At 70.2% G+C, this 20,256-nt stretch carries 15 protein-coding genes and 5 pseudogenes; 14 read left to right on the plus strand and 6 right to left on the minus strand.

The features are described 5' to 3' along the window. Positions 1-138: 138 nt before the first annotated feature. Positions 139-687, plus strand: a complete 549-nt coding sequence (locus tag ACZ7IB_RS45745) for a GNAT family N-acetyltransferase (RefSeq protein WP_470921063.1) — start codon at positions 139-141, stop codon at positions 685-687. Between the two features lie 32 nt (positions 688-719). On the opposite strand, the pseudogene ACZ7IB_RS45750 reads toward ACZ7IB_RS45745, so the two are convergent. The 3 genes and pseudogenes from ACZ7IB_RS45750 to ACZ7IB_RS45760 all read right to left on the minus strand — a co-directional run. Next, positions 720-1,285 (minus strand): annotated as a pseudogene (locus ACZ7IB_RS45750) (Tn3 family transposase); the annotation flags it as partial. Between the two features lie 67 nt (positions 1,286-1,352). Next, positions 1,353-2,408: pseudogene (locus ACZ7IB_RS45755) on the minus strand (IS110 family RNA-guided transposase); the annotation flags it as partial. Between the two features lie 238 nt (positions 2,409-2,646). Further along, a complete protein-coding gene (locus ACZ7IB_RS45760) occupies positions 2,647-2,793 on the minus strand; it encodes a hypothetical protein (RefSeq protein WP_470921065.1) in 147 nt (48 codons plus the stop codon). A gap of 272 nt (positions 2,794-3,065) precedes the next feature. Here ACZ7IB_RS45760 and ACZ7IB_RS45765 point away from each other — a divergent pair, with 272 nt between their 5' ends. The 3 genes and pseudogenes from ACZ7IB_RS45765 to ACZ7IB_RS45775 form a co-directional block, all read left to right on the plus strand. Continuing rightward, positions 3,066-4,769 (plus strand): amidohydrolase, encoded by a 1,704-nt coding sequence (locus ACZ7IB_RS45765; protein ID WP_470921066.1) that lies wholly within the window; start codon positions 3,066-3,068, stop codon positions 4,767-4,769. Positions 4,770-4,797: 28 nt separating this feature from the next. Further along, positions 4,798-5,559, plus strand: a complete 762-nt coding sequence (locus ACZ7IB_RS45770) for a helix-turn-helix transcriptional regulator (RefSeq protein WP_470921068.1) — start codon at positions 4,798-4,800, stop codon at positions 5,557-5,559. A gap of 84 nt (positions 5,560-5,643) precedes the next feature. Next, positions 5,644-6,042: pseudogene (locus tag ACZ7IB_RS45775) on the plus strand (MBL fold metallo-hydrolase); the annotation flags it as partial. A 58-nt stretch (positions 6,043-6,100) separates the two neighbouring features. Here the strand turns inward: ACZ7IB_RS45775 and ACZ7IB_RS45780 are convergent. Both ACZ7IB_RS45780 and ACZ7IB_RS45785 read right to left on the minus strand, forming a co-directional pair. Then, positions 6,101-6,262, minus strand: a pseudogene (locus ACZ7IB_RS45780) (YciI family protein); the annotation flags it as partial. A 90-nt stretch (positions 6,263-6,352) separates the two neighbouring features. Next, positions 6,353-7,120 carry an SDR family NAD(P)-dependent oxidoreductase gene (locus ACZ7IB_RS45785; RefSeq protein ID WP_470921069.1) on the minus strand — a complete coding sequence of 256 codons (768 nt, stop codon included), beginning with the start codon at positions 7,118-7,120 and terminating at the stop codon, positions 6,353-6,355. A gap of 898 nt (positions 7,121-8,018) precedes the next feature. Between ACZ7IB_RS45785 and ACZ7IB_RS45790 the strand changes: the two genes are divergently transcribed. From ACZ7IB_RS45790 to ACZ7IB_RS45810, 5 genes and pseudogenes are all read left to right on the plus strand, one after another. After that, positions 8,019-9,500, plus strand: coding sequence for a multicopper oxidase family protein (locus tag ACZ7IB_RS45790; protein ID WP_470921070.1), 1,482 nt, complete (start codon positions 8,019-8,021; stop codon positions 9,498-9,500). A 526-nt stretch (positions 9,501-10,026) separates the two neighbouring features. Continuing rightward, a pseudogene (locus tag ACZ7IB_RS45795) lies at positions 10,027-10,563 on the plus strand (NAD(P)H-binding protein); the annotation flags it as partial. Between the two features lie 130 nt (positions 10,564-10,693). Beyond that, positions 10,694-10,951, plus strand: a complete 258-nt coding sequence (locus ACZ7IB_RS45800; RefSeq protein WP_470921082.1) for a hypothetical protein — start codon at positions 10,694-10,696, stop codon at positions 10,949-10,951. 140 nt (positions 10,952-11,091) lie between these two features. After that, complete coding sequence (locus tag ACZ7IB_RS45805) at positions 11,092-12,099, plus strand: zinc-binding dehydrogenase (RefSeq protein ID WP_470921072.1); 1,008 nt, start codon at positions 11,092-11,094, stop codon at positions 12,097-12,099. A gap of 629 nt (positions 12,100-12,728) precedes the next feature. Then, complete coding sequence (locus ACZ7IB_RS45810) at positions 12,729-13,229, plus strand: hypothetical protein (protein ID WP_470921074.1); 501 nt, start codon at positions 12,729-12,731, stop codon at positions 13,227-13,229. A gap of 45 nt (positions 13,230-13,274) precedes the next feature. Here ACZ7IB_RS45810 and ACZ7IB_RS45815 read toward each other — a convergent pair whose 3' ends face one another. Then, entirely contained in the window at positions 13,275-13,562 is a 288-nt protein-coding gene (locus ACZ7IB_RS45815) for a hypothetical protein (RefSeq protein WP_470921075.1), read from the minus strand. A 335-nt stretch (positions 13,563-13,897) separates the two neighbouring features. On the opposite strand from ACZ7IB_RS45815, the gene ACZ7IB_RS45820 reads away from it, so the two are divergent. Genes ACZ7IB_RS45820 through ACZ7IB_RS45840 form a run of 5 tightly spaced genes read left to right on the plus strand, consistent with a single transcriptional unit; the run spans position 13,898 to position 20,118 of the window. Then, a complete protein-coding gene (locus ACZ7IB_RS45820; RefSeq protein WP_470921076.1) occupies positions 13,898-15,100 on the plus strand; it encodes an aminotransferase class V-fold PLP-dependent enzyme in 1,203 nt (400 codons plus the stop codon). Further along, a complete protein-coding gene (locus ACZ7IB_RS45825) occupies positions 15,085-16,419 on the plus strand; it encodes an ABC transporter substrate-binding protein (protein ID WP_470921077.1) in 1,335 nt (444 codons plus the stop codon). Before ACZ7IB_RS45820 ends, ACZ7IB_RS45825 begins: the two co-directional genes overlap by 16 nt. Positions 16,420-16,424: 5 nt before the next feature. Then, a complete protein-coding gene (locus ACZ7IB_RS45830; protein ID WP_470921078.1) occupies positions 16,425-17,384 on the plus strand; it encodes a carbohydrate ABC transporter permease in 960 nt (319 codons plus the stop codon). Beyond that, positions 17,381-18,196 carry a carbohydrate ABC transporter permease gene (locus ACZ7IB_RS45835; RefSeq protein WP_470921079.1) on the plus strand — a complete coding sequence of 272 codons (816 nt, stop codon included), beginning with the start codon at positions 17,381-17,383 and terminating at the stop codon, positions 18,194-18,196. The genes ACZ7IB_RS45830 and ACZ7IB_RS45835 overlap by 4 nt, the downstream gene beginning before the upstream one ends. A 5-nt stretch (positions 18,197-18,201) precedes the next feature. Further along, the gene (locus ACZ7IB_RS45840) at positions 18,202-20,118 is read left to right on the plus strand and encodes a glycoside hydrolase family 36 protein (protein WP_470921080.1); all 1,917 of its coding nucleotides are present in this window, start codon (positions 18,202-18,204) and stop codon (positions 20,116-20,118) included. The last annotated feature ends 138 nt before the right edge of the window (positions 20,119-20,256 follow it).

The raw sequence follows: 20,256 nt of genomic DNA on the forward strand, positions 1-20,256 counted from the left end.
CAACCTCGCCAAGCGCATAACGGACGAGACCACGCCAACCTGGCGAGGAACCTACTAGGGCATAAGAGGCAAGTCGCCCACTCTAAACGCCCTCTGAGAGCACGTGCTGCTCGGCGAGCGTGCGATAGGTTCCCCGCCATGACTGAATCAGGGTCCGTCGCCTGGCCACCTGCCCCGATCAAGACCGAGCGGCTCGTGCTCCGCGAGCCCGAGTCCCGGGACCGTGCGGCGTTCATCGAGCTGTTCACCTCGCCGGAGGTGGGCACCTACCTAGGCGGCCCTCGACCGCGTGATGAGTGCGAGCGCGCGTTGCCTGAGACGCCCGAGAGGCGCCCCGGCCTTTTCGTGATCGAGCTCGACGGAGCGATGATCGGCACCATCGAGCTCAACCGGCGCGACGCGGGGCGTCGGAGTCATGTCCGTCCGGATGCCGGGGAGGCCGAACTCGGCTACCTGCTCCTGCCAGAGGCATGGGGACGCGGGTACGCCGCCGAGGCGTGCGCGGCGGCGCTCGGCTGGTTCGCCGACGCGCTTCCCGGCGAGCCGGTGGTGCTCTGCACCCAGACCGCCAACGACCGCTCGATGCGCCTCGCGGCGAAGCTGGGGTTCACCGAGGTGCAACGGTACGAGGCGTGGGGCGCCGAACAGTGGATGGGCGTGTGGTCCCCGGTCACGCCGCCCGCTTGAGCTCGTGCCCGGAAGGGGTGGTGTGTCGGCCGTCAGCCTTCGTCGTCTTCGACGGCGTCCGGGTCCCGGAAGGGGCGCAGGCCCTGGCCGGGGCCGCTGGCCTTGATGCTGAACAGGTAGCGGCCCGGGAAGTTGATGTGCCGGTCCTTGAGCGGGGAGAGCCGGGCGACGTCCTCGTCCTTGATGTCGTGGCCCTCGGCGCGGAGCTGGGCGACGGCCGCGTCGAGGTAGCGCGTATTCCACAGGACCACGGCGTTGAGGACCAGGCCGAGCGCGGCGAGCTGGTCTTCTTGGCCCTCGCGGTACGCCTGGCGGATCTGGCCGCGGCCGCCGTGGCAGATCGCGCGGGCCAGACGATGGCGGGGCTCCTGCACGGTGAGCTGTCGGTTCAGCAGGCGCCGGTAGGTGTCGTCCATCGGATCGACCGGAGCGAGCAGGTGCATGGTCTTGTCGATGCAGCCGTACTCGGCGAACGCGGCGCCGAAAGGGTGGGGTGTCCCTCGCGGCCGAACATCCGCAGCAGGCCGTAGGCGCGGACCTGGTTGGTGATGAGCGACCCGGCCACCCGGAGCATGTCCGGCCAGTGAGTGGCGACCCGGCGTGCTAGCCGACCATGATCAATCTCAGCGGCACTTCCTGTACCGCAACTACTCACACCCGGAGATGGTCTTTGACGTGGGGCAGAAGCGGGCGGCGATCTGGGCGGAGAGGTAGAACACGCGCAGGAGCCGGCGGTGGTAGCGGTGTGGTCGGCGCATGTTGCCGCTGATCCGGCCCGAGACCCGTGGGACCGGCGCGAGACCGGCGACCCCGGCAAGGCGCCCCGTACTGCCGAAGGTGTCCATGTGTCCGCCGGTGCAGGCGATGAACTCCGCCTCAAGCAACAGGCCCATCCCGGGCATGCAGACGATCACTTCCGCGTCGCGGTGTTCACGGAAGCGGGCCGCGATCTGCAGGTCGATGCCGGCGATCTCTTCGTCCAGCACCAACACCGTCCTGGCCAGGGTGTTCACCACGGCCGCGGCCATGGTCTCGCCGGCGACGGCGGTGTGCTGAGCCTGCGCCGCGGCGACTGCTGCGTCCGCCAGTGCCTGGGCGCCGCGCACTTTGCGGTTCTTCAGCCAGGTCGCCAGTCGGCTCGGACCGATCCGGCGCAGGGCAGCCGGCGTCTGGTAGCCGGTCAGCAGGACGAGGGCACCCTTGGACGCGGCGTAGTCGAACGCCCGCTCCAGAGCAGGGAAGTACTCCAGCAGCTGGGCCCGCAATCGATTGATGGCCCGGGTACGGTCGGCTGCGAGGTCGTAGCGGCGGGCCATGAGGATCTTCAGATCGACCGCGATCTCATCCCAGTCCTGCAAGGGCTGCAGGTCACGGCGCATCCGTGCCTGGTCGGCGATGACGTAGGCGTCCTTGGCATCGGTCTTGCCGTCGCCTCGATATCTGCGCGAGGCATGGTGAACGGTGCGGCCGGGGATATGGAGGAGCCGCTGGCCGTGACTGGAGAGCAAAGCGATCAGCAGCGCTGCTCCGCCCGCGTTCAGGTCAACGGCCCAGGTCACCAGGCCGTCCTCAGCCAGTGCCAGGACGTCGCCCATCAGCTCCAGCAGCTCAGCCTCGTTGTTCGGTACGCGGCGCGAGAGCACCTTCGTCCCGTCTGTGTCGATCACCGTGCAGTGGTGCACGGCCTTGCCGGCATCCGTCCCCGCCCAGAGCTCGGGCACCCGAGCCTCCCTCGTCGATCGGTTGGCTGATTCCCTGCAGACGACCACGCCGACGTGTCCTTACGAAGCGATCTCTGTTCGCTCATCCCAATGAGTGGCCGTGTCGTCGCGGGGTACTGGGCGGCCTATCAGTCAAAGCCACAACCACGGCATGAGCGCTTTCAGCCACACCCAGGCCCCTGGGTTTCCCGATCGTACGAAGGACCGGAATCAACCCGCCAACAAGGTAAGGGGCGCTTCAGTTGGCGAGTGAGCACCTGAGTTGGCGACCGGAGCGTTCGGCGTCGATGGCTTGGGTGAGTTGGTCGGCGTAGGCGTCGAGCAGTGGCTTCATCTGCTGGCAGCAGGGCTGTTGGTTCTGCTTGAGCCAGTGGACGGGCTCCATGCGCGCCGGCCATGCATCCGCTACGTCTCCGACGACCGCGCGGGTCTCGCCGTCACCGCCTACATCTGTGCCCGGTCACCCACGGCGAACCGCGATTCGCCCCATGCCCTCCCGAAGCCCGTCATGATCCCGAGCACGAGGCGTCAGCCTGCCACTGCGAGAGCGCGTATCGGTGGGATGACCGATGTGCGGGGGGTGGGGGCGTGGCCATAGTCGTCGGGAGATCGTTCGCGGGTGGCCGTGGTGCGCCCGGTATTCGAAAGGACCCTTCAGTGGACACGTATGCGGATCTGGTGTTTCTCGGCGGGCGGGTGGTCACGGTCGATGCGGAGTTCTCCGTCGCCTCGGCCCTGGCAGTGACCGGTGGGGTCATCAGTGCCGTCGGCGGGCGGGACGACGTCGCGCCGCTCGTAGGACCCGACACCCGCGTCGTCGATCTGCGGGGGGCGACGCTGCTTCCCGGTATCAACGATTCCCATCTGCACGGATGCGCCTTGGGCATGTCGACGCCGCCGCTCTCCCTCGACCTCAGCCATCCCGCCGTGTCCTCCCTCGCGGACGTGGCCGAGGCGGTACGGGAGGCCGTCGGGCGGGTTCCGGGCGGGCAGTGGATCACGGGGCACGGCTGGGACACCGGTTACCTCGACGAGTGCGTCTCCGATCCGTCGCGACTGCCCTCGCGGCGCGACCTCGACGCCGTGAGCCCGGACCACCCCGTCGTCCTGTACTCCTTCTCCGGGCACGCCACCTGGGTCAACTCCAAGGCCCTGGAGCTCATCGGGATCGACCGGCACACCGTCGCGCCGCCCGGCGGGGCCATCGTCGTGGACGAAGACGGAGAGCCGACCGGGCTGCTCCACGAGGGGGCCCAGGCCCTCATCCAGAACGCGCTGCCGCCGCTCAGCCGGCAGGAGCGGACCGACGCGATCAGGTCGAACCTCGCCACACTCGCCCGGCTCGGCATCACCAGCTACACCGAGCCCGGACTCGGCCCCGGCGGCGACGGCATCATGCGGGGCGCGCTCGGTGCGGAAACCCTCGACGTCTACCGCCGGCTGCTGGCCGACGGCGAACTGACCGCCCGCCTCGGCGTCCTGCTCCTGCCCACCGGTATGGCCAGCACCGCCGAGGAGTTCGCCCGCACCCTCACCGCCCTCGGCGAGTCCGGCGACGCCGATCCTCGCCGCATCGCGATCCACGGGGTCAAGATCTTCGCCGACGGCATCGTCCCCAACAAGACGTCCTGGATGCACGAGCCGTACGTCGGCGGCGGCTGCGGCTCCCTGTGCGTCGGCGGCGAGACCGACGCCGAGCGGATCGCCGAGATCGACGCCATCATCCGACATGCCCACGCCGCCGGGCACCAGCTGGGCGTCCACGTCACCGGCGACCGGGCGTGCGACACCGTTGCGGACGCCTTCGCCGCTGCCGTGGCCGAGCACCCGCGGCCCGACGCCCGCCACTACGTCATCCACGGCGACCTTCTCACCGAGCACAGCATGAAGGTGCTGGCCGCGCACGGCTTCGGCGTCAACATGAACCCCACCATCAAGTGGACCGTCGCCGACATGGAGGAGGACTTCGTCGGAGCTGAACGGGCCGCGTACGCATGGCCCTACCGCGATGCCATCGACGCCGGAGTTCGGGTCGCGAGCGGGTCCGACGCCCCCGTCACGTACCCGGACTGGCGCCAGGGCGTCGCCACCATGATCCTGCGCGAGTCCAAGGCCACAGGCAGGGTCAGCGGCCCCGAGCAGCGCATCGGTCTGGCCGAGGCGATCCGTACGTACACGATCGACGCGGCCTGGCAGGACTTCGCCGACGACTGGAAGGGCTCCCTGGAGCCGGGCAAGGTCGCCGATCTCTGCGTGCTCGACGGGGACCTGCTCACCGCCGACCCCCACGACATCCCGGAGATGCCCGTCGTCCTCACCGTCGTGGACGGGCAGGTCGTGCACGACACCCTTCGCGATTGACGTACTCCGGGTACATGATCATCCTTGGATGATGGCAGCGGAGCGGAGCACGGCAGACATCCTGGACGCGGCCGTCCACGTCCGTGAGGCCGCCAGGAGTGCCACGAGCGGCGCGACCGGCGTCGGCACGGTCCTGGCGGCGCTGTCGGAGGTGATGGACTACGACCACGCCTCCCTGGCCCGATGGGATGCGCTGCGCCGACGCCACACCACCCTGGCCGGGAGCTACCCGGACGACGCCACGGCCTACATCGAGACACGCCTCCACCACGACCCGGTGTTCCCCGTGCTCCACAGCCCGGCCCGAGGCGGTCTCTGGTTCAGGGACGTCCCCGGCCAGCTCCTGGCGGCATCCCCGGGCTTCCAGGAGGTGCTGTCTCCCCTCGGCATCGAGGACGGCGTGGCCCAGTGCCTGTTCGCGGCCGACGGCCGGTACGTCGGCATGCTGAACGTCAGCACCCGCCGACCGCGGCACGCGCCCGATCCGGCGCGCGCCGTGGTCACCCTGCTCACCGAGGCCCTCGCCGCGGCCGTCGACCCCGGCACAGGCCCGCCGCCCGAGGAGGCCGCCACGGACGCGCGGCGGCCTGGCGGACTCTCGCCACGGGAGCTCCAGGTGCTGGCCGAACTGACCGCCGGCCACACCAACCGGGAGATCGCCGAGCGGCTGTACATCACGCCGCGCACCGTAGGGACCCACGTCGAGCACATCCTCGCCAAGCTCGACCTCCCCAACCGCGCGGCCGCCGCCGCCCGAGCCGCCGCCTGGGGAATCGAACCCTCCCGCTGACGCGATCCCGGCAGCGCAAAACGCCAGTGTGAGAACTGGCTCGCCCCCACCTTCCTGGACCCGGCCGCCGACGAGATCCGCACCATGAGCCAGACCTGGCTGATCCGCAGCGAGGGCCGGACGATCCTGATCGACACCGGCATCGGCAACGACCGGGAACGCCCGGCCATGCCGTCCTTCCACCATCTGAACACCCACTACCTCGGTGAGCCGGCCGCGGGAGGTGTCCGCCCGCAGGACGTGGACGCGGTGATCTGCACCCATGTCCACGGCGACCACGTCGGCTGGAATACCAGCCTGACGGACGACGGAGAGTGGCGACCGACCTTCCCCAACGCCCAGTACGTGATCTCGCGCGCCGACTTCGACTACTGGAACCCGGCCAACGGACACCGGACCCGCTCCGGCTCCCAGATGGCCAACGTCTTCGAGGACAGCGTCGCCCCCGTGCACAAAGCCGGGCAGGCCGTGCTGTGGGAGGGCAACCACTACGACATCGACGCCCAGCTCCGTATCGAGCCTGCCCCCGGCCATACGCCCGGATGGCGCGTGCCGTGTCTGGGTTCGGCGCCCGGACCAACGCCGCCGTGCCCAGCCTGGCGGCGCCGTTGTCGGACAACAGCGGCCCGTAGGCGACCAACTCGTCCCGGTCGGGCGGCACCGCGAGGCCGGCGGCCTGCCCCGTGCCGAAGCCGAGCACCAGTTAATCGGCTGCCGCGCCGCACAGGGAGCACCGCCGGGTGCCCGGGCACCGCGCCGCCGAGGCCGACACGGTCTGCGCCGACCTCGCGATTCACGAGCTCGGGAACAGGGGCCCGCCCGCCATGAGGCCGCCGTCGACAAGGAGGATGTGCCCGGTGACGTAGCTCGCCTTGTCCGAACCCAGGAACTGTACGGCCTCGGCGATCTCCTTCGGGGTACCCGCCCGGTGCATGGGCAGCACCGAATCGACCGCGGTACGAGCCGTGTCGTCGCCGGTGAACCGCTCGTACATAGCGGTCCGGGTGTAGCCGGGCGCGACCGCATTGACCCGGATACCGTGAGCGGCGCCTTCGAGTGCAGCCGCCTTGGTGATGCCGACGACGGCGTGCTTGCTCCCGACGTACAAGGTCGCCCCGGGATAACCCATCAGGCCGAAGGTGGAGCTGACGTTGACGATGCTGCCGCCGCCCTGTTCCCTCATGACCCGGAACTCGTGCTTCAGGCACAGCAGCGTTCCCTTGACGTTGGTATCGAAGGTGGCCTGGTAAGCCTCTTCGGTCACCTCGGTGACAGGGCCGGGTGTTCCCTCGGTGCCGGCGTTGTTGAAGGCGACATCGATCCGCCCGAACCGTGCCACCGCACGGTCGACGAGGTCCTTCACATCGGCGTCGAAACGGACGTCGGCACGCACGAACTCGGCCGGGGCACCGAGGTCGGCCAGCTCCCCGGCAAGCTGCCCACCCATGTCCTCGTGGCGGCCGGAGACCACAAGGTTCGCACCTTGACGGGCGTAAGCGAAGGCGGTGGCGCGGCCGATACCGGTAAGCGCGCCCGTGATGAGGACAACGGGAGCAGACACGTCGAAGGTCCTTCCTGCAACCACCCAGGTGAACGACGGGCAAGCGGTTCGGAACCCGCACGACACCGGGTTCCTCTTCGTACCGGGGCATATCTCCCCGGTACGCCTGCAAGGAATGTGTCCCAGCCGGACGGCAGCCGCATCGGACCCGACCGCCGCATCCATCGAACGGCGGCACTCGATGACCCGTACGGCCCACGGACGGCGGCCGGGACAGGCGGCCCGAAAGCTCGTACGGACTTCCCGCCAGCGGCTTTCCTCTCCAGAGGAACGATGTACTGCTCAGAAGGCACGAACGGCGCTGCACGCGTCGTGCAGCGCCGTGTCGCCCGGTCGGCTGGGCAGGTCAGGAGACGGCTTTGAGGGCTTGGCGTCTGCGGCTCACTCGGCACGAGGCTGCTCCCCCCACGTTCTCGATCTTCGGTCGCGTAGGCATAGTCACCCCCGCTTGACACTCATGTCGCTTCGACACGACATGCCGCAAAGGTTGTGTCTCCCAGGGGACAGATCTCCCCCTGGCCCCTCAGGCGGCCGACCCACTCGACACAACCGCCACCCATGTCGCCTCCGGTTGACATCGGACCGGCGATATGTCCCCTCAGCCGGTACACATCGACCGGGATATGTACCGGCTGAGGGCGCATATCGCGTGATCCGCACCGTGCCGCCCGCCTCACCGATCCATAGAGGCCGGAGTCAATGGCTCGGCTGTACCGGCTCTTGGCGCCGCCGCCTGGATGGTCGACGTACTGCCATTTGAGCGGCAGCCGCGATCCTCTCCGCGTGGCCGTGCGGCTCCTGGCATCGGCATCTTTACGATCCGGCTGGCGGGCCGGTTCGTCGTGACTTCGTGGCGGGCGTGGCCTCGCCCGGCTACAGGCTTCCTTGGGGAGAAAAAGTGATCCGGCCAAGTACCCGTGTTTCGCTGCCCTTGCTGCTTGTCGGCTTGGTCCTCGGTGCCGCCTGGCTGGCCGGTTGTGCGGGCCGGGCACCGATGGGGCATTCCGACGCCACGTACCAGCCCGCGGCGGAGGGCGGTGCCACACCTGCGGGCCGGGGCCTGCGACTGCAGGACCCCCCGGAGCTGGTCAGCCGCAACGGTGTTCTCAAGGCATCCATCGTCGTGGAACGGCGCAAGGTCCCGGTCGGTGACCGCCAGTTGTACGCGACGACCTACAACGGTGCGTTCATGCCGCCCACCTTGCGCGTACGGCCTGGCGAGCGCATTGACCTCACCATGACCAACCGCATTGACGAGGACACCAACGTGCACACGCACGGCCTCCATGTCTCGCCGCGCGCTCCTGCCGACGACATCTTCATCGCCATCAAGTACAGCCACTCGTACCACTACTCGTACCGGCTACCGCGCAACCAGCCCACAGGCACCTACTGGTATCACTCACACGCCGACATGATGTCCGCTGCCCAGGTCGCGGGCGGCGAGTCCGGCATCATCGTCGTCGAGGGCCTGCGGAACTACCTGCCGCCGTCGTTGCGCGGCATCACCGAGCACACGATCGCGCTCAAGGACTTCCAAGTGCAGGGCGATTCGATCAAGACCCATCCCCTGAGCATCGGTTCACCCACCAACCGCACGGTCAACGGTCAGACGAACCCTGTCATCCACATCCGGCCGGGAGAGACCCAGCTGTGGCGGTTGGCCAACATCGGCGCCAACATCTTCTACAAGCTCCACCTTCCGGGCACCCGCTTCCACGTGATCGCGCAGGATGGCATTCCCGTCCGGAAGGTCTATGCCCAGGACACGCTGGTCATCCCCGCCGGCGCCCGCTTCGATGTCCTCGTCCAGGGCGGCAGCCCCGGCACCACTCGGCTGGAAACCCTCCCTTACAACACCGGCCCCGCGGGGAACCAGTTTCCCCAAGCGGAGCTCGCGACCGTCGTCACCGGCGGCCCGCGCATGACCCAGGCTACTGTCCCGACCGGCTTCGCCCCGCACGAGGACCTGGGCCACGCAACGATCGCGGCCCGCAAGTCCGTGGTCTACACGGAAAACAAGGCGGGCACGAAGTTCTTCATCAACGGCCGGGTGTACGACCCCCACCGGATCGACTTCACCTCCGTCCTCGGCACCGTTGAGGAGTGGCGCATCCGCAACGACACGGACGAGGACCACAGCTTCCACATCCACACCAACGACTTCCAGCTGATGAGTACGAACGGGAAGGCCCACGACCCCTCCCACGGCTGGTACGACACAGTGAACGTGCCTATGCGCGGCGAAATCGTCATCCGCATCCACTTCACCGACTTCACCGGCAAGACCGTCCTGCACTGCCACCTCCTCAACCACGAGGACATGGGCATGATGGCCGTTCTCGACATCGCCCGCGGAGGCCAGGAGCGGGGCGAGTGACAACCGATCACAGGTCGGCGCCCAGCAGCCTGTCACCGTCGACCGGGCTGAGCGCGCCTCGCTGTCGGCCTCCAGCGCCCCACCTGCACGGGCGAGCCATCCCAAACGGCCCCGGGGCCCCGGCTCGGACAACAGGGAACAAGTTACCTGTCAGTAACTTTCAGGGCTTCGCGGCGGCGGCAGCCACGACCGGCCTGTCGCCCTGCGATCGCTGTTCACTTGGGCCCGGCCGGCAGGACTGATCTTCCGCAACCCGACCAGCCGGATCAAGGTCGGGCTGTACCAGTACGGCGTGCTGCACCCGCTCGTCCCCGCTCGGGTCGACCGGTCCGTCGCGGCAGCCACCACCCCGGCCACACGGCTCATCCTCGCGTTCGCCAACCGCTGTTCCGTTGTACCGAGGCCGGGGCCGGCCTGGTTTCTCGGCGCGAACCGCCCGTACCCGAGGAGGCTTACCGGGTGGCTCCGCGTCATCGGGTGGACGGCTCCGGTTGCCTCCTGGCCGTGTGCGTCGCAGGCTGCCGTTATGGAACGCCCCCTGGGAGCCAGTGCACTGCCCGTCCTGGTGACAGGTGCGGCGGGCAGTGTCGGCGCCGTCGGACGTTCCGTCGTCGAGGGCCTTCGGCGACGCGGCCTGCCCGTCCGGGCCGTGGTACGTCGCAAGGACGATCGCGCACGGGCGCTGCGGGCGACCGGCGCCGAGGTCGTGGTCGCAGATCTGACGCGCGCGGGCGAGGTCGCCGGCGTCCTGGACGGTTGCGGGCGGATGTACTTTGGCATGGGCGTGTCGGCGCAGTACCTGGAGGCGGCCCTGACGGCCGCGGTCGTCGCGCGCGCGTACGGGCGCCTGGAGGTGTTCGTGAACATGTCGCAGCTGACCGTCGCCGAGATGGACCTCACCCATACCTCCGAGTCGGATCAGCAGCGGCAGCAGTGGCTGGTCGAGCAGGTCCTCGACTGGTCGGGCCTGCCCGTTGTCCAGATCAGGCCCACCGTGTTCCTGGAGAACCCGCTCTTCCGCGTCGGATTCTCCTCGATCGCGAAGACGGGCACCATCAGGCTGCCCTTCGGCGAGGCGAAGACCTCCCCGGTGGCGGCTGGCGACGTCGCTGCGGTCGTGGCTGGCCGACCCGGCTCCGCACATCGGGCGGATCTACGAGCTGACCGGCCCCCGTTCGGAGGGCATCACCGCCATGGCGGCGCAGGTCTCCGCGGTCCTGGGCCGGCCGGTCGGCTACCGCGACGTCCCCCTGCAGGAGTGGATCGACCACGATCTCAGGCCGCTGGGGCTGCCGGACCACGTCTTCCAGCACATCTCCACCATGGCCCGCCTCCACGCGGAGAACCGGTACGACCGCAAGGCGGACGGTGTGGAGCGGGTCACCGGGCGGCCCCCTTCGGAAGTGGCCGACTTCGTTCGGACGCACGCCGACCTGTTTACCGGCCCATGAATGGAGAACCCCTCGACCCGTCCGTCGCCACGGCCGGCGGCCGAGAACTGTGGAGCACTCTTGGCGGAAAGCACCTCCTGCAGGACCCCGGCTGACGCCCTGGCCAAGCCCCGCATACACCAACGCGCAGGAGCAGAATCATGAACCGTCGTGTCGTCTACACCCGTGGCGGGTTGCCCGCGGACGTCCTGACCGTCATCGATGAGCCGGGGCCGGCAGCGCCCGAGCGCGGCCAGGTCCTCATCCGCACCACGGCCTTCACGGTGCACCCTGGTGATCTCCAGGCCATCGAGGCTTACGCAGGGAGGGCTGCACAGCCGGTTCCGTCCGGTCTGGAGGCCACCGGCGTGGTGGAGGCGATCGGCCCGGGAACGCGCGTGGCGCCGGGTGTCAAGGTCGGCGGCCGAGTAACGGTCTTCCCCCAGCCGGGGGCGTGGGCCCAGCGGATCGTGGCGGACGCCGAGGTGGTCGTCGCCGTACCGGACGAGCTGCCGGACGAGGTCGCCGCGCAGCTGCTGGCGAACCCGCTCACCACCGTGATGCTGCGCCGTGAGGCGGAGGAGCACCTGGCCTTCGGGTACGACGGTCTTCTGGTGCAGACCGCCGCGGGCTCGTCGGTCGGGCGGCTGGTGACCGGCGTGTCGCAGTTCCATAACCTGGCGCTCGTCAACGTGGTCCGCAGCGACCGCGGTGCCGCCGCGCTGCGCAAGCGGTTCCCGGACGTGCCGGTCGTGTCGACAGAGCGTCCGGGCTGGGCCGACGAGGTCCGCAGGGCAGCCGGCGGCCGTCCGGTAAGTGTGGCCTTCGACCCGATCGGCGGGAAGCTGGCGGAGAGCCTTCTGGACCTGTTGACGCCGGGCGGCAAACTGGTCAGTTACGGGCTGATCGCCCAGGAGCCGATCCCGGTGCATGCGTCGACGCTGCTGAACAAGTCGCTGACGCTGCGGGGCAAGAACATCGGCCGGTGGCTGTCCGAGACCTCAGCCGAGAGGCGGGCATCCGACGTCGCCACTGCGAAGCAGATCGCGCTGGGGCTCAAGGACCAGTTCGAGGTGGCCGCCACGTACGGCCTCGGCGAGCTGGCCAACGCCGTTGAGCACGCGGTACGACCCGGCAAGGTCGGCCTCGTCCTCGTCCGCCCCTGGTAGCCGCTACCCCCTTGAGGCGGCGGCGTCGAGCTGCTGCGGGGTGCCTCTGCGGCAGCTGACCGCGTCCGTCGGCGCCCGTCAGCCGTCCTCTTCTTCCTCCGCCTCGGCGGCCCGCACGTCGCCCAGGGGCCGCAAGGTGCCGCCTGCCGGGGTGGAGGGGCGGAGGCTTTAGCGGCCCAGGCAATTGAGGTTGGCGTGGCGCAGCGGGGACAGGCGGGCAACGTCCTCGTCCAGGACGTCGTGCGCAGGCCCGTATCAGGGGCCGCGACTGGTCGCTGTAGCGATCGATGCGCTGGACGGACCGCTGGTGCGGCTGCGGGAAGTTGAGCTGATCGCCCGGGTGCCGTCCGAGGCGCGCGCGGATATCCACGACCTCGCACACCGGGAGGGGGCTTCAGTACGGGTGAACTGGAGCGGTGATCCGGAGGTGGAGGCATGGGGGTGTCTTTGGGTGCCGCGCAGGAGTGGGGGTTGTCGTCCGAGGGGTACGCCCAGCGGATGGACACGGTGATCACCGATGCCCCGCTTGTCGGCCCCGGGCTGGCTGAGGATCCTTATAAATCCGAGCCAGTCATCCGGTGGTGTGATGTCCGTGAGCGGGAGACGAACTCCGGGCCGGGACGTGGCCGATGACGGCCGACCAGGACCGGCCACGCTGGGACTGGACGCCGCTGGAGAAGGTCGGTCCGCTTCGGTTCGGGATGGGCCCGCAGCAGGTGGCGGCCGCGTTGGACAGCGAAGTACTGGCCGCTCGCCAGGGACACTATCCCTGGTCGTGGCAGAACGAGGCCGGACAGTGGCACCTGAATGAGGAACGGTTCGACAAGGCCGGGGTGACCGGGCACTACTGGTACTCGGAGGGCGTCCCCGCTCTGGGGGCTGTGACCGTGCACGGGCGCACCGGGCCTCAGGTCGCCTTTGACGGCATCCGGCTGATCGGCATGACGGTTTCCGCTGTTGACGCGGCCCTGATCCAGTACATCGAAGATCGCCGGATGAGCCTGGTCGTCGGCTGCGGCGGGGGTCTGGGGCCGGACGGAGTCAACATGTACGTGCGGTCTACCAGAGCCGGGGACGCCATGGTCAGCGAGGCCCGGGTCTGCGCACCGGAGTGGGAGAACCACAGCTGACGCCGGCAGACGGCTCGATCGCCTCGACGTGACCACCACGGCCGTTCAAGGGTGCATTGCGAGCGTCACTCCCGGCGACCGCGCGGTTGAACCGCAAACCGGGCTTGGGGCAGGGGGTGGGGCTTCCGCCGGGTGAACGCGTTCGGGGTTGTCGCCCGCGAAGATGAGCAGGGCTGCTGCGCTGTCCGGGCCGACGCCGTGGGTGTCGAGCAGGCCTGGCGTGCATGCTTCGACAGCCTCGGCTATCCGCTTGTTCAGGTCATCGATCTCCTTGGGCAGGTGCTGAATGCGGCGGGTCAGCGGCCGCAGGGTGTGGCGGGCAGCCGCGGGCATCCAGGGCTTCCAGCTCGGCGCGCCGCTTGAACAGGCGCGGGTTGGTCAGCCCCGCGAGCGACTTGCGCAGGGCGGCGTAGGCGGAGCGCCAGCTCTCCGGCCCGGGCTGACGATCCGGCGTCTTCGAAGTGAAGTGCTGCAGGACGGCAGCGCTCGGCTCTCGTTGAAGCGGAGCCCGTGCTGGTGAACCGCCCGCCGCCCGCCCGCGCGGGGCCGGCCAGTCGGCTCGCCGGAAAGCAGTTGCGCTGAACCTCTTGCCGGGTCGACCTGATCTCCCTAATCTGAACCTTCAAATTCCTGGAAGTGCATACAGCAAGCTCCGTTAGGGCAGATTTTTGAACGATCAAATTCACCAGACGCCCGAAGCCGCCACGCCCGCGGCCCCCGGGCCGGCTCCCGCCCGCGGTCCGATGGTGGGCTACCTCGACTACGCCAGGGTCGGCCCGCTCTCCCACCCGGCCGCCGCCGCGCTCGCCGCCGCGGCCGCGCTCGCCGCCCGCGTCGACCCCGCCGACCTCGACCGGCTGTTCGCCCTCAGCGACGCCGCCCGGACCTCGGCGGCCCGGCTACTCGACGCCCGTCGGCACGAGATCGCCCTCGCCCCGTCCACCAGCAACGGCCTGTTCACCGTGGCCGCCGCACTCCACGGCCCCGGTACCGTCCTGGTGCCCCGCGGCGAGTTCCCCGCCAACCTCTACCCCTGGCTCCGCTTCGCCGGCCGCGGCGGCCCAGCAGTCCGCCTCGTCGACCCGGCCGGGCAGCGGCACATCACCCCCGACCTCCTGCGCCGCCACCTCACCCCCGACGTCACCGCCCTCACCGTCAGCGCCGTCGACTCGCTCACCGGCCACCTGGCACCGCTCGCCGCCCTCAAGGAGGTCCTCGGGCCCGGCCGGCTACTGATCGTCGACGCCATCCAGGGCCTGGGCGCCGTCGCACTCGAAGCGGACGCCGCCGACATCCTCGTCAGCGGCGGCCAGAAGTGGCTACGGGCCGGCTGGGGAGCCGCACTGCTGCTGATCCGCGACCGGTGCGCCGAGCGCCTGGCTCCTGGACTTGGCGGCTGGGCCGGCGTCGCGGAGCCCTTCGCGCTGCGGCATCCGGCGCCGCCGCTGCCCGGGGCCGCCGCCCACCTCGCCACCAACCCGGACTTCCCGGCCGCCGCGGCCATCGGCGCAGCCATCGACGACCTGTTCGACCAGGGCGGCCCGGCCGCCGTCGGCGCCCGTATCCGCGCCACCCTCGCCGACCTGCTCGACCGCGCGCAACGGGCCGGTGCCGACGTCCTGTTGGACGGGCTAGGCCCCGACGAGCGCGCAGGCATCGGCACCTTCCGCCTGCCAGGACACGACCCCGCCACCGTCCACCGCACCCTCGAAGCGGCCGGGCTGATCACCACCCGCCGCGACGAGTGGATCCGACTGTCCCCCCACGCCTCCACCCCGGGCGCCGCGGCCGACCTGCTCGCCGATGCGCTCCACACCCTCACCCACCCCACGACCCACCACTCCCAGGAGCCGATATGTCCCACCACCTGAGCCGCCGCAAGCTGCTCCAGCTCGCCACCGCCTCCGCCGCCGGGCTCTCCCTGGCTGCCTGCGGTGACAACGGGTCGGGCGGCAACGCCGGAGGCGGCGACGGCGACAGCGGTCACATCACCGTCTGGAGCTGGACCACCGCCGCCGAGGCCCTGCGCGCCGTCGTCCCCTCCTTCGAGCGGGACAACCCCGGTATTACCGTCGAGGTCCAGGACGTCGGCGAGCCAGCCATCTGGGACAAGATCACCGTCGGCCTCGCAGCGGGTGGCAAGGGCCTCGCCGACGTTCTGCACGTCGGTGTCGACTACCTGCCCGGCTACATGGACAAGTTCCCCGACGGCCTCGCCGACCTGTCCAAGCTCGGCGCCGACCAGTACAAGGACGCCTTCGTCGAGGGCCTGTGGCCGACCGTCATGGGCGAGGACAAGGCCGCCCACGCCCTCCCGTGGGAGGTCAACCCGCTCGGTCTCTTCTACCGGCGGGACTACTTCGAGAAGGCCAAGGTCGACCCCGCCGGCATCAGCAACTGGGACGACCTGATCGCCGCAGGACCGAAGATCCGCGCCGCCAGCGGCGCCCACCTGCTCGGGCTCGACAAGACCGGTGCCACCCAGGACGTGGACTTCTTCCAGAACCTGATGCAGCTGCAGGGCGCCTTCTACTTCGACCGCGAGGGCAAGGTCACGCTCGCATCCCCGGCCGCCGTCCAGGCCCTCACCGTCGTCAAGCGGCTCAACGACGGCGGCCTGCTCGCCGACACCGCGGGCCAGGGCACCGGGAAGCGCCTGCTCAGCCAGGGCAAGCTCGCCACCGTCGCGGACGCAGCCTGGGCCGCCGAGTACCTGGCTATCAAGTTCCCCGACCAGAAGGGGAAGTGGCGCGTCATGCAGCCCCCCGCCGCCGTGCCCGGGGGCGGGCGCAGCGCCATCGTCAACTCCACCTATCTGGCGGTCGCCGCGTCCAGCAAGCGCCGCAAGGCCGCCTGGCGATTCATCGAGTACGCGCTCACCAAGCCCGCCGAGATCAACCGGATGTTCGCCTCCGGCGGCGTCTTCCCCGCCCTCAAGACGGCGTACGCCGACCCGAAGTTCAGCGCGCCCCACCCCTTCTACGGCGGCCAGAAGGTGCTGAAGTCCTTCGTCGACTCGCTCGGCTCCAAATCCGAAGCCACCAACTTCACCAGCGACTACACCCGCGCCCTCAAGCTCGCGAGTGACGCCCAGAGCCAGGTGCTGCTCAAGGGCGCCGACCCGGCGAGCGCCCTCAAGGACGCAGCCAAGCAGCTTGCCCAGCAGACCGGTCGGCAGCAGGCGGCCTGAGAACCATGTCCCTCGCCCCGTCCGAACGCGCTCCCGCCACCGCCGCCGCCCCGGCCGGCCGTGGCGCCCCCAAGCATTCCGGCCGCGCCCGCCCGGGCCGGCGCCGACTGCTGACCCGCACCTCCGTCCCGTACCTGCTGATCATGCCCGCGGTGCTGGGCTTCGCGATCTTCAAGGCGTATCCCATCGCCGACTCGCTCTGGATCAGCCTCACCACCGGCAACGGGGACGACCGGCACTTCGCCGGGCTCGCCAACTACCGGCGTCTGCTGGACGATCCGCTGTTCTGGACCGCGCTGAAGAACACCGCGCTGATCCTGGTCGTCCAGGTGCCGCTGATGCTCGGCCTCGCCCTGCTCGTCGCCCTCGGCCTCAACTCCACCAAGGTGTGGCTGCGCCCGCTCTGGCGGCTCGGCGTCTTCGTCCCCTCGCTGACCGGTCTGGTCGCCGCGGGCGTGATGTTCTCCGTGATCCTCAACCATGACGCCGGACTGCTGAACTGGGTCCTCTCCGGGTTCGGCGTCGACCGGGTGAACTGGCTCGGCAGCCCCCCCTGGGCCCGCGTGGGTGTCGTCCTCGTCCTCACCTGGCACTACACCGGCTACAACGCGGTGCTGTACCTCGCAGGTCTGCAGGGCATTCCCAAGGAGCTGTACGAGGCCGCGATGGTCGACGGCGCCGGTCCGATCCGGCGCTTCGTCTCCATCACCCTTCCCCAGCTGCGGCCGATCCTGCTCCTCACCGTGGTGCTCTCCACCATCGGCACCCTGCAGCTCTTCGACGAGCCGTACGTCCTCACCGGCGGCGGCCCCGACAACGCCACTTTGACGGTCACCATGTACCTCTACAACAACGGCTTCAAGTACTTCGACTTCGGTTACGCATCGGCCCTCGCCTACGCGCTCGCGCTGATCGTGTCCGTGCTCGGCATCCTGCAGGTCCGCCTGATGGGAGAGCGCCGGTGAAGCCCCGCGGCCCACTGCTCACCCTGCTGCTCGCGGGCGCCTTCGGGCTCTGCGTCGGCCCGTTCTACTGGCTCGCCATCGCCGCCACCACGGACGACAAGGACGTGTTCTCCTGGCCGCCGAAGCTACTGCCCGGCGGCCACCTCATGGACAACCTCCACGGGCTCCAGGAGTCCATCGGGCTCACCCGCGTCCTGCTCAACACCGTGCTGGTGGCGGGTGTCCAGACGGTCGGCGCGGTCGCCATCTCGGTCCTGGCCGGCTACGCCTTCGCCAAGTTCGACTTCCGCGGGCGCAACCTGTTCTTCGTCCTGCTGCTCAGCACCCTGGTCATCCCCGACACGGTGATGCTGATCCCGATCTTCCAAATGATGATGGAACTGGGCCTGATCGACTCCTACCAGTCCGTCATCCTGCCCGGCCTGGTCACCCCGTTCGGCATCTTCTTGATGCGGCAGGCACTGCGCTCCATGCCCGACGAACTCCTGGACGCGGCCCGCGTCGACGGCGCCGGCGAACTGCGGGTGCTGTGGCGGATCGTCATCCCGGTCAACCGGCCGGTCATCGCGGCGCTCGCGCTGTTCGTCTTCCTCGGCAGCTGGAACCAGTTCGTCTGGCCGCTGATCGCCCTGCGCAGCCCCGAGATGTACACGCTGCCCGTGGCCACCGCCACCCTGCAGGGGCTGTCGACCACCAACTACGCGCAGGTCCTGCTCGCCGCCGCCATCGCGGCCGTCCCCGTGATGGCCCTCTTCCTCGTCCTGCAGCGCCAGTTCATCTCCGGCCTGCTGGCCGGGGCCACCAAGGAGTGACCACCGTGACCACCGAACCACGCCCCGTCGGCGAGCGCACCGGGAGCCCGCAGGCGCTCACCGAGCCGGACACCGCCCCGCAGGACGCCACCCCGCAGCAGCCCGTCCCGGCCTGGCGCCCGAACACGCCGGCCGGGGCCACCCCCGACACCGTCGGCCACCGGCAACTCGCCACCGGCCTGCTCCACTCCACCGGCGCCCCGCTCACCGTCCACCTCACCGCGCTCGGCTGCGACCGGCTGGAGACCGCCGTCACCCCGGTCGGCGACGGTGTGGCCCTGATCGAGGTCACGGCGGCGGCCGGGGCCGCCGTCCGTGCCGAATGGCGGGTCCCCTGCCTCGGGGCCACCGCTTACTGGACGCCGGACACCAACGCCTCCCGCTGGCTGCCGCCGTCCTGGATCGCCCCCCGGACCGTCTCGCTCGCCCTGGGCACCCCCGTCGCCAGCCTGGTCGGCACCGACGACCGTGCCCTGTGCACCGCCGCCGCCGACGAGACCTCCGCACCCGTGCGCGTCGGCGCCGGCGTGGTGGAGGAAAGCGGCGAGTTCGCCTTCACCGTCGAACAGGACCTCACCCCGGACGGGCCGCCGCTGCGGCTGCGGATCGACCTCAGCGGCCGCCACTTCGCCGCCACCCTGCAGGCCGTCACCGCCTGGTGGGCCGAAGGCCTGCACCACCCCGGCATCGCCCCCGCCGCCCGGATGCCCGCCTACTCCACCTGGTACAGCCTCCACCAGAACGTCGACACCGCCGGCGTCGAACGCCAGGCCGCCCTCGCCGCGGCCGTCGGCTGCGAGAGCATCATCGTCGACGACGGCTGGCAGACCACCGACCGCGCCCGCGGCTACGGCCACTGCGGCGAATGGGAGCCCAACCCGGCGACCTTCCCCGACCCCGCGGCCCACGTCGCCGAGGTCCACCGGCTCGGCCTCGCCTACCTCCTGTGGTATGCATTGCCGTTCATCGGCCGGCACAACGATGCCTGGGACCGCTTCAAGGGCATGATCCTGCGCGAGGAGGCCCACCTGGACGCGGCCGTGCTCGACCCCCGCCACCCCGAGGTCCGCGCATACCTGGTCGAGAAGGTCTCCCGCGCCGTCGAGCAGTGGGACATGGACGGTCTGAAGCTCGACTTCATCGACCGCTTCGCCGTCACCGACCCCCCGCCCGCCCCGGCCGGCGCCGACCGCACCGCCGTCCACGAGGGCGTGCTCCAGCTGCTCGCCGACCTCGACGCCCGCCTGCGCCGCACCCGGCCGGACGTGATCGTCGAGCACCGCCAGCCGTACGTCAGCCCCGGGCTGTGGCCGTACGCCACCATGGTCCGCGCCACCGACTGCCCGCTCAGCCCCGCCGAGAACCGCCAGCGCACCGTCGACTGCCGGCTCACCGCGGGCCCGCTCGCCGTCCACGCCGACATGATCATGTGGAACTCCGCCGAGACGCCCGAGTCCGTCGCCGTCCACCTCGTCAACGCCCTGTTCTCGGTGCCGCAGATCTCCGTCGACCTCGCCGCCCAAAGCCCTGACCAGCTCGCCACCCTGCGCTTCTGGCTCGGCGTCTTCCGCCGGTACGCCGATGTCCTCCAACTCGGCGTCCTGGAACCCGTGCGACCGGACCTCGGCTACCCCCTGGTCCGCGCCCGCGACCACCACACCACCGTGGTCGCACGCTACGCGCCGCTGCCCGTCGCCCTCCCGGACCGGCACGCCGCGGACGGCCCGCAGACCCTGCTCGTCGCCAACGCGGACGGCGACCCCATGGTGCTCCTGACCGCCACCCGACCGGAACAGGCCCTCGCTCGCGTCCAGGACTGCCGTGGTGAGATCCTGTCCGAGACCGTGCTCGACCTCGTCGCCGGGGTGAACTCGGTGACCGTGCCGACCGGTGGCCTGCTCACCCTGACCCGCGAGCACTGACAATTGGGGGCTGGGGGGGGGGACCCCCCCCCCCCCCCCCCCCCCCCCCCCCCCCCCCAACAACCCCCCCCCCCCCCCCCCCCCAAAAACCCCCCCCCCCCCCCCCCCCCCACCCCCCCCCCCCCCCCCCCTCTCCCC

The organism is Streptomyces sp. NPDC037301 (genome assembly GCF_055602785.1).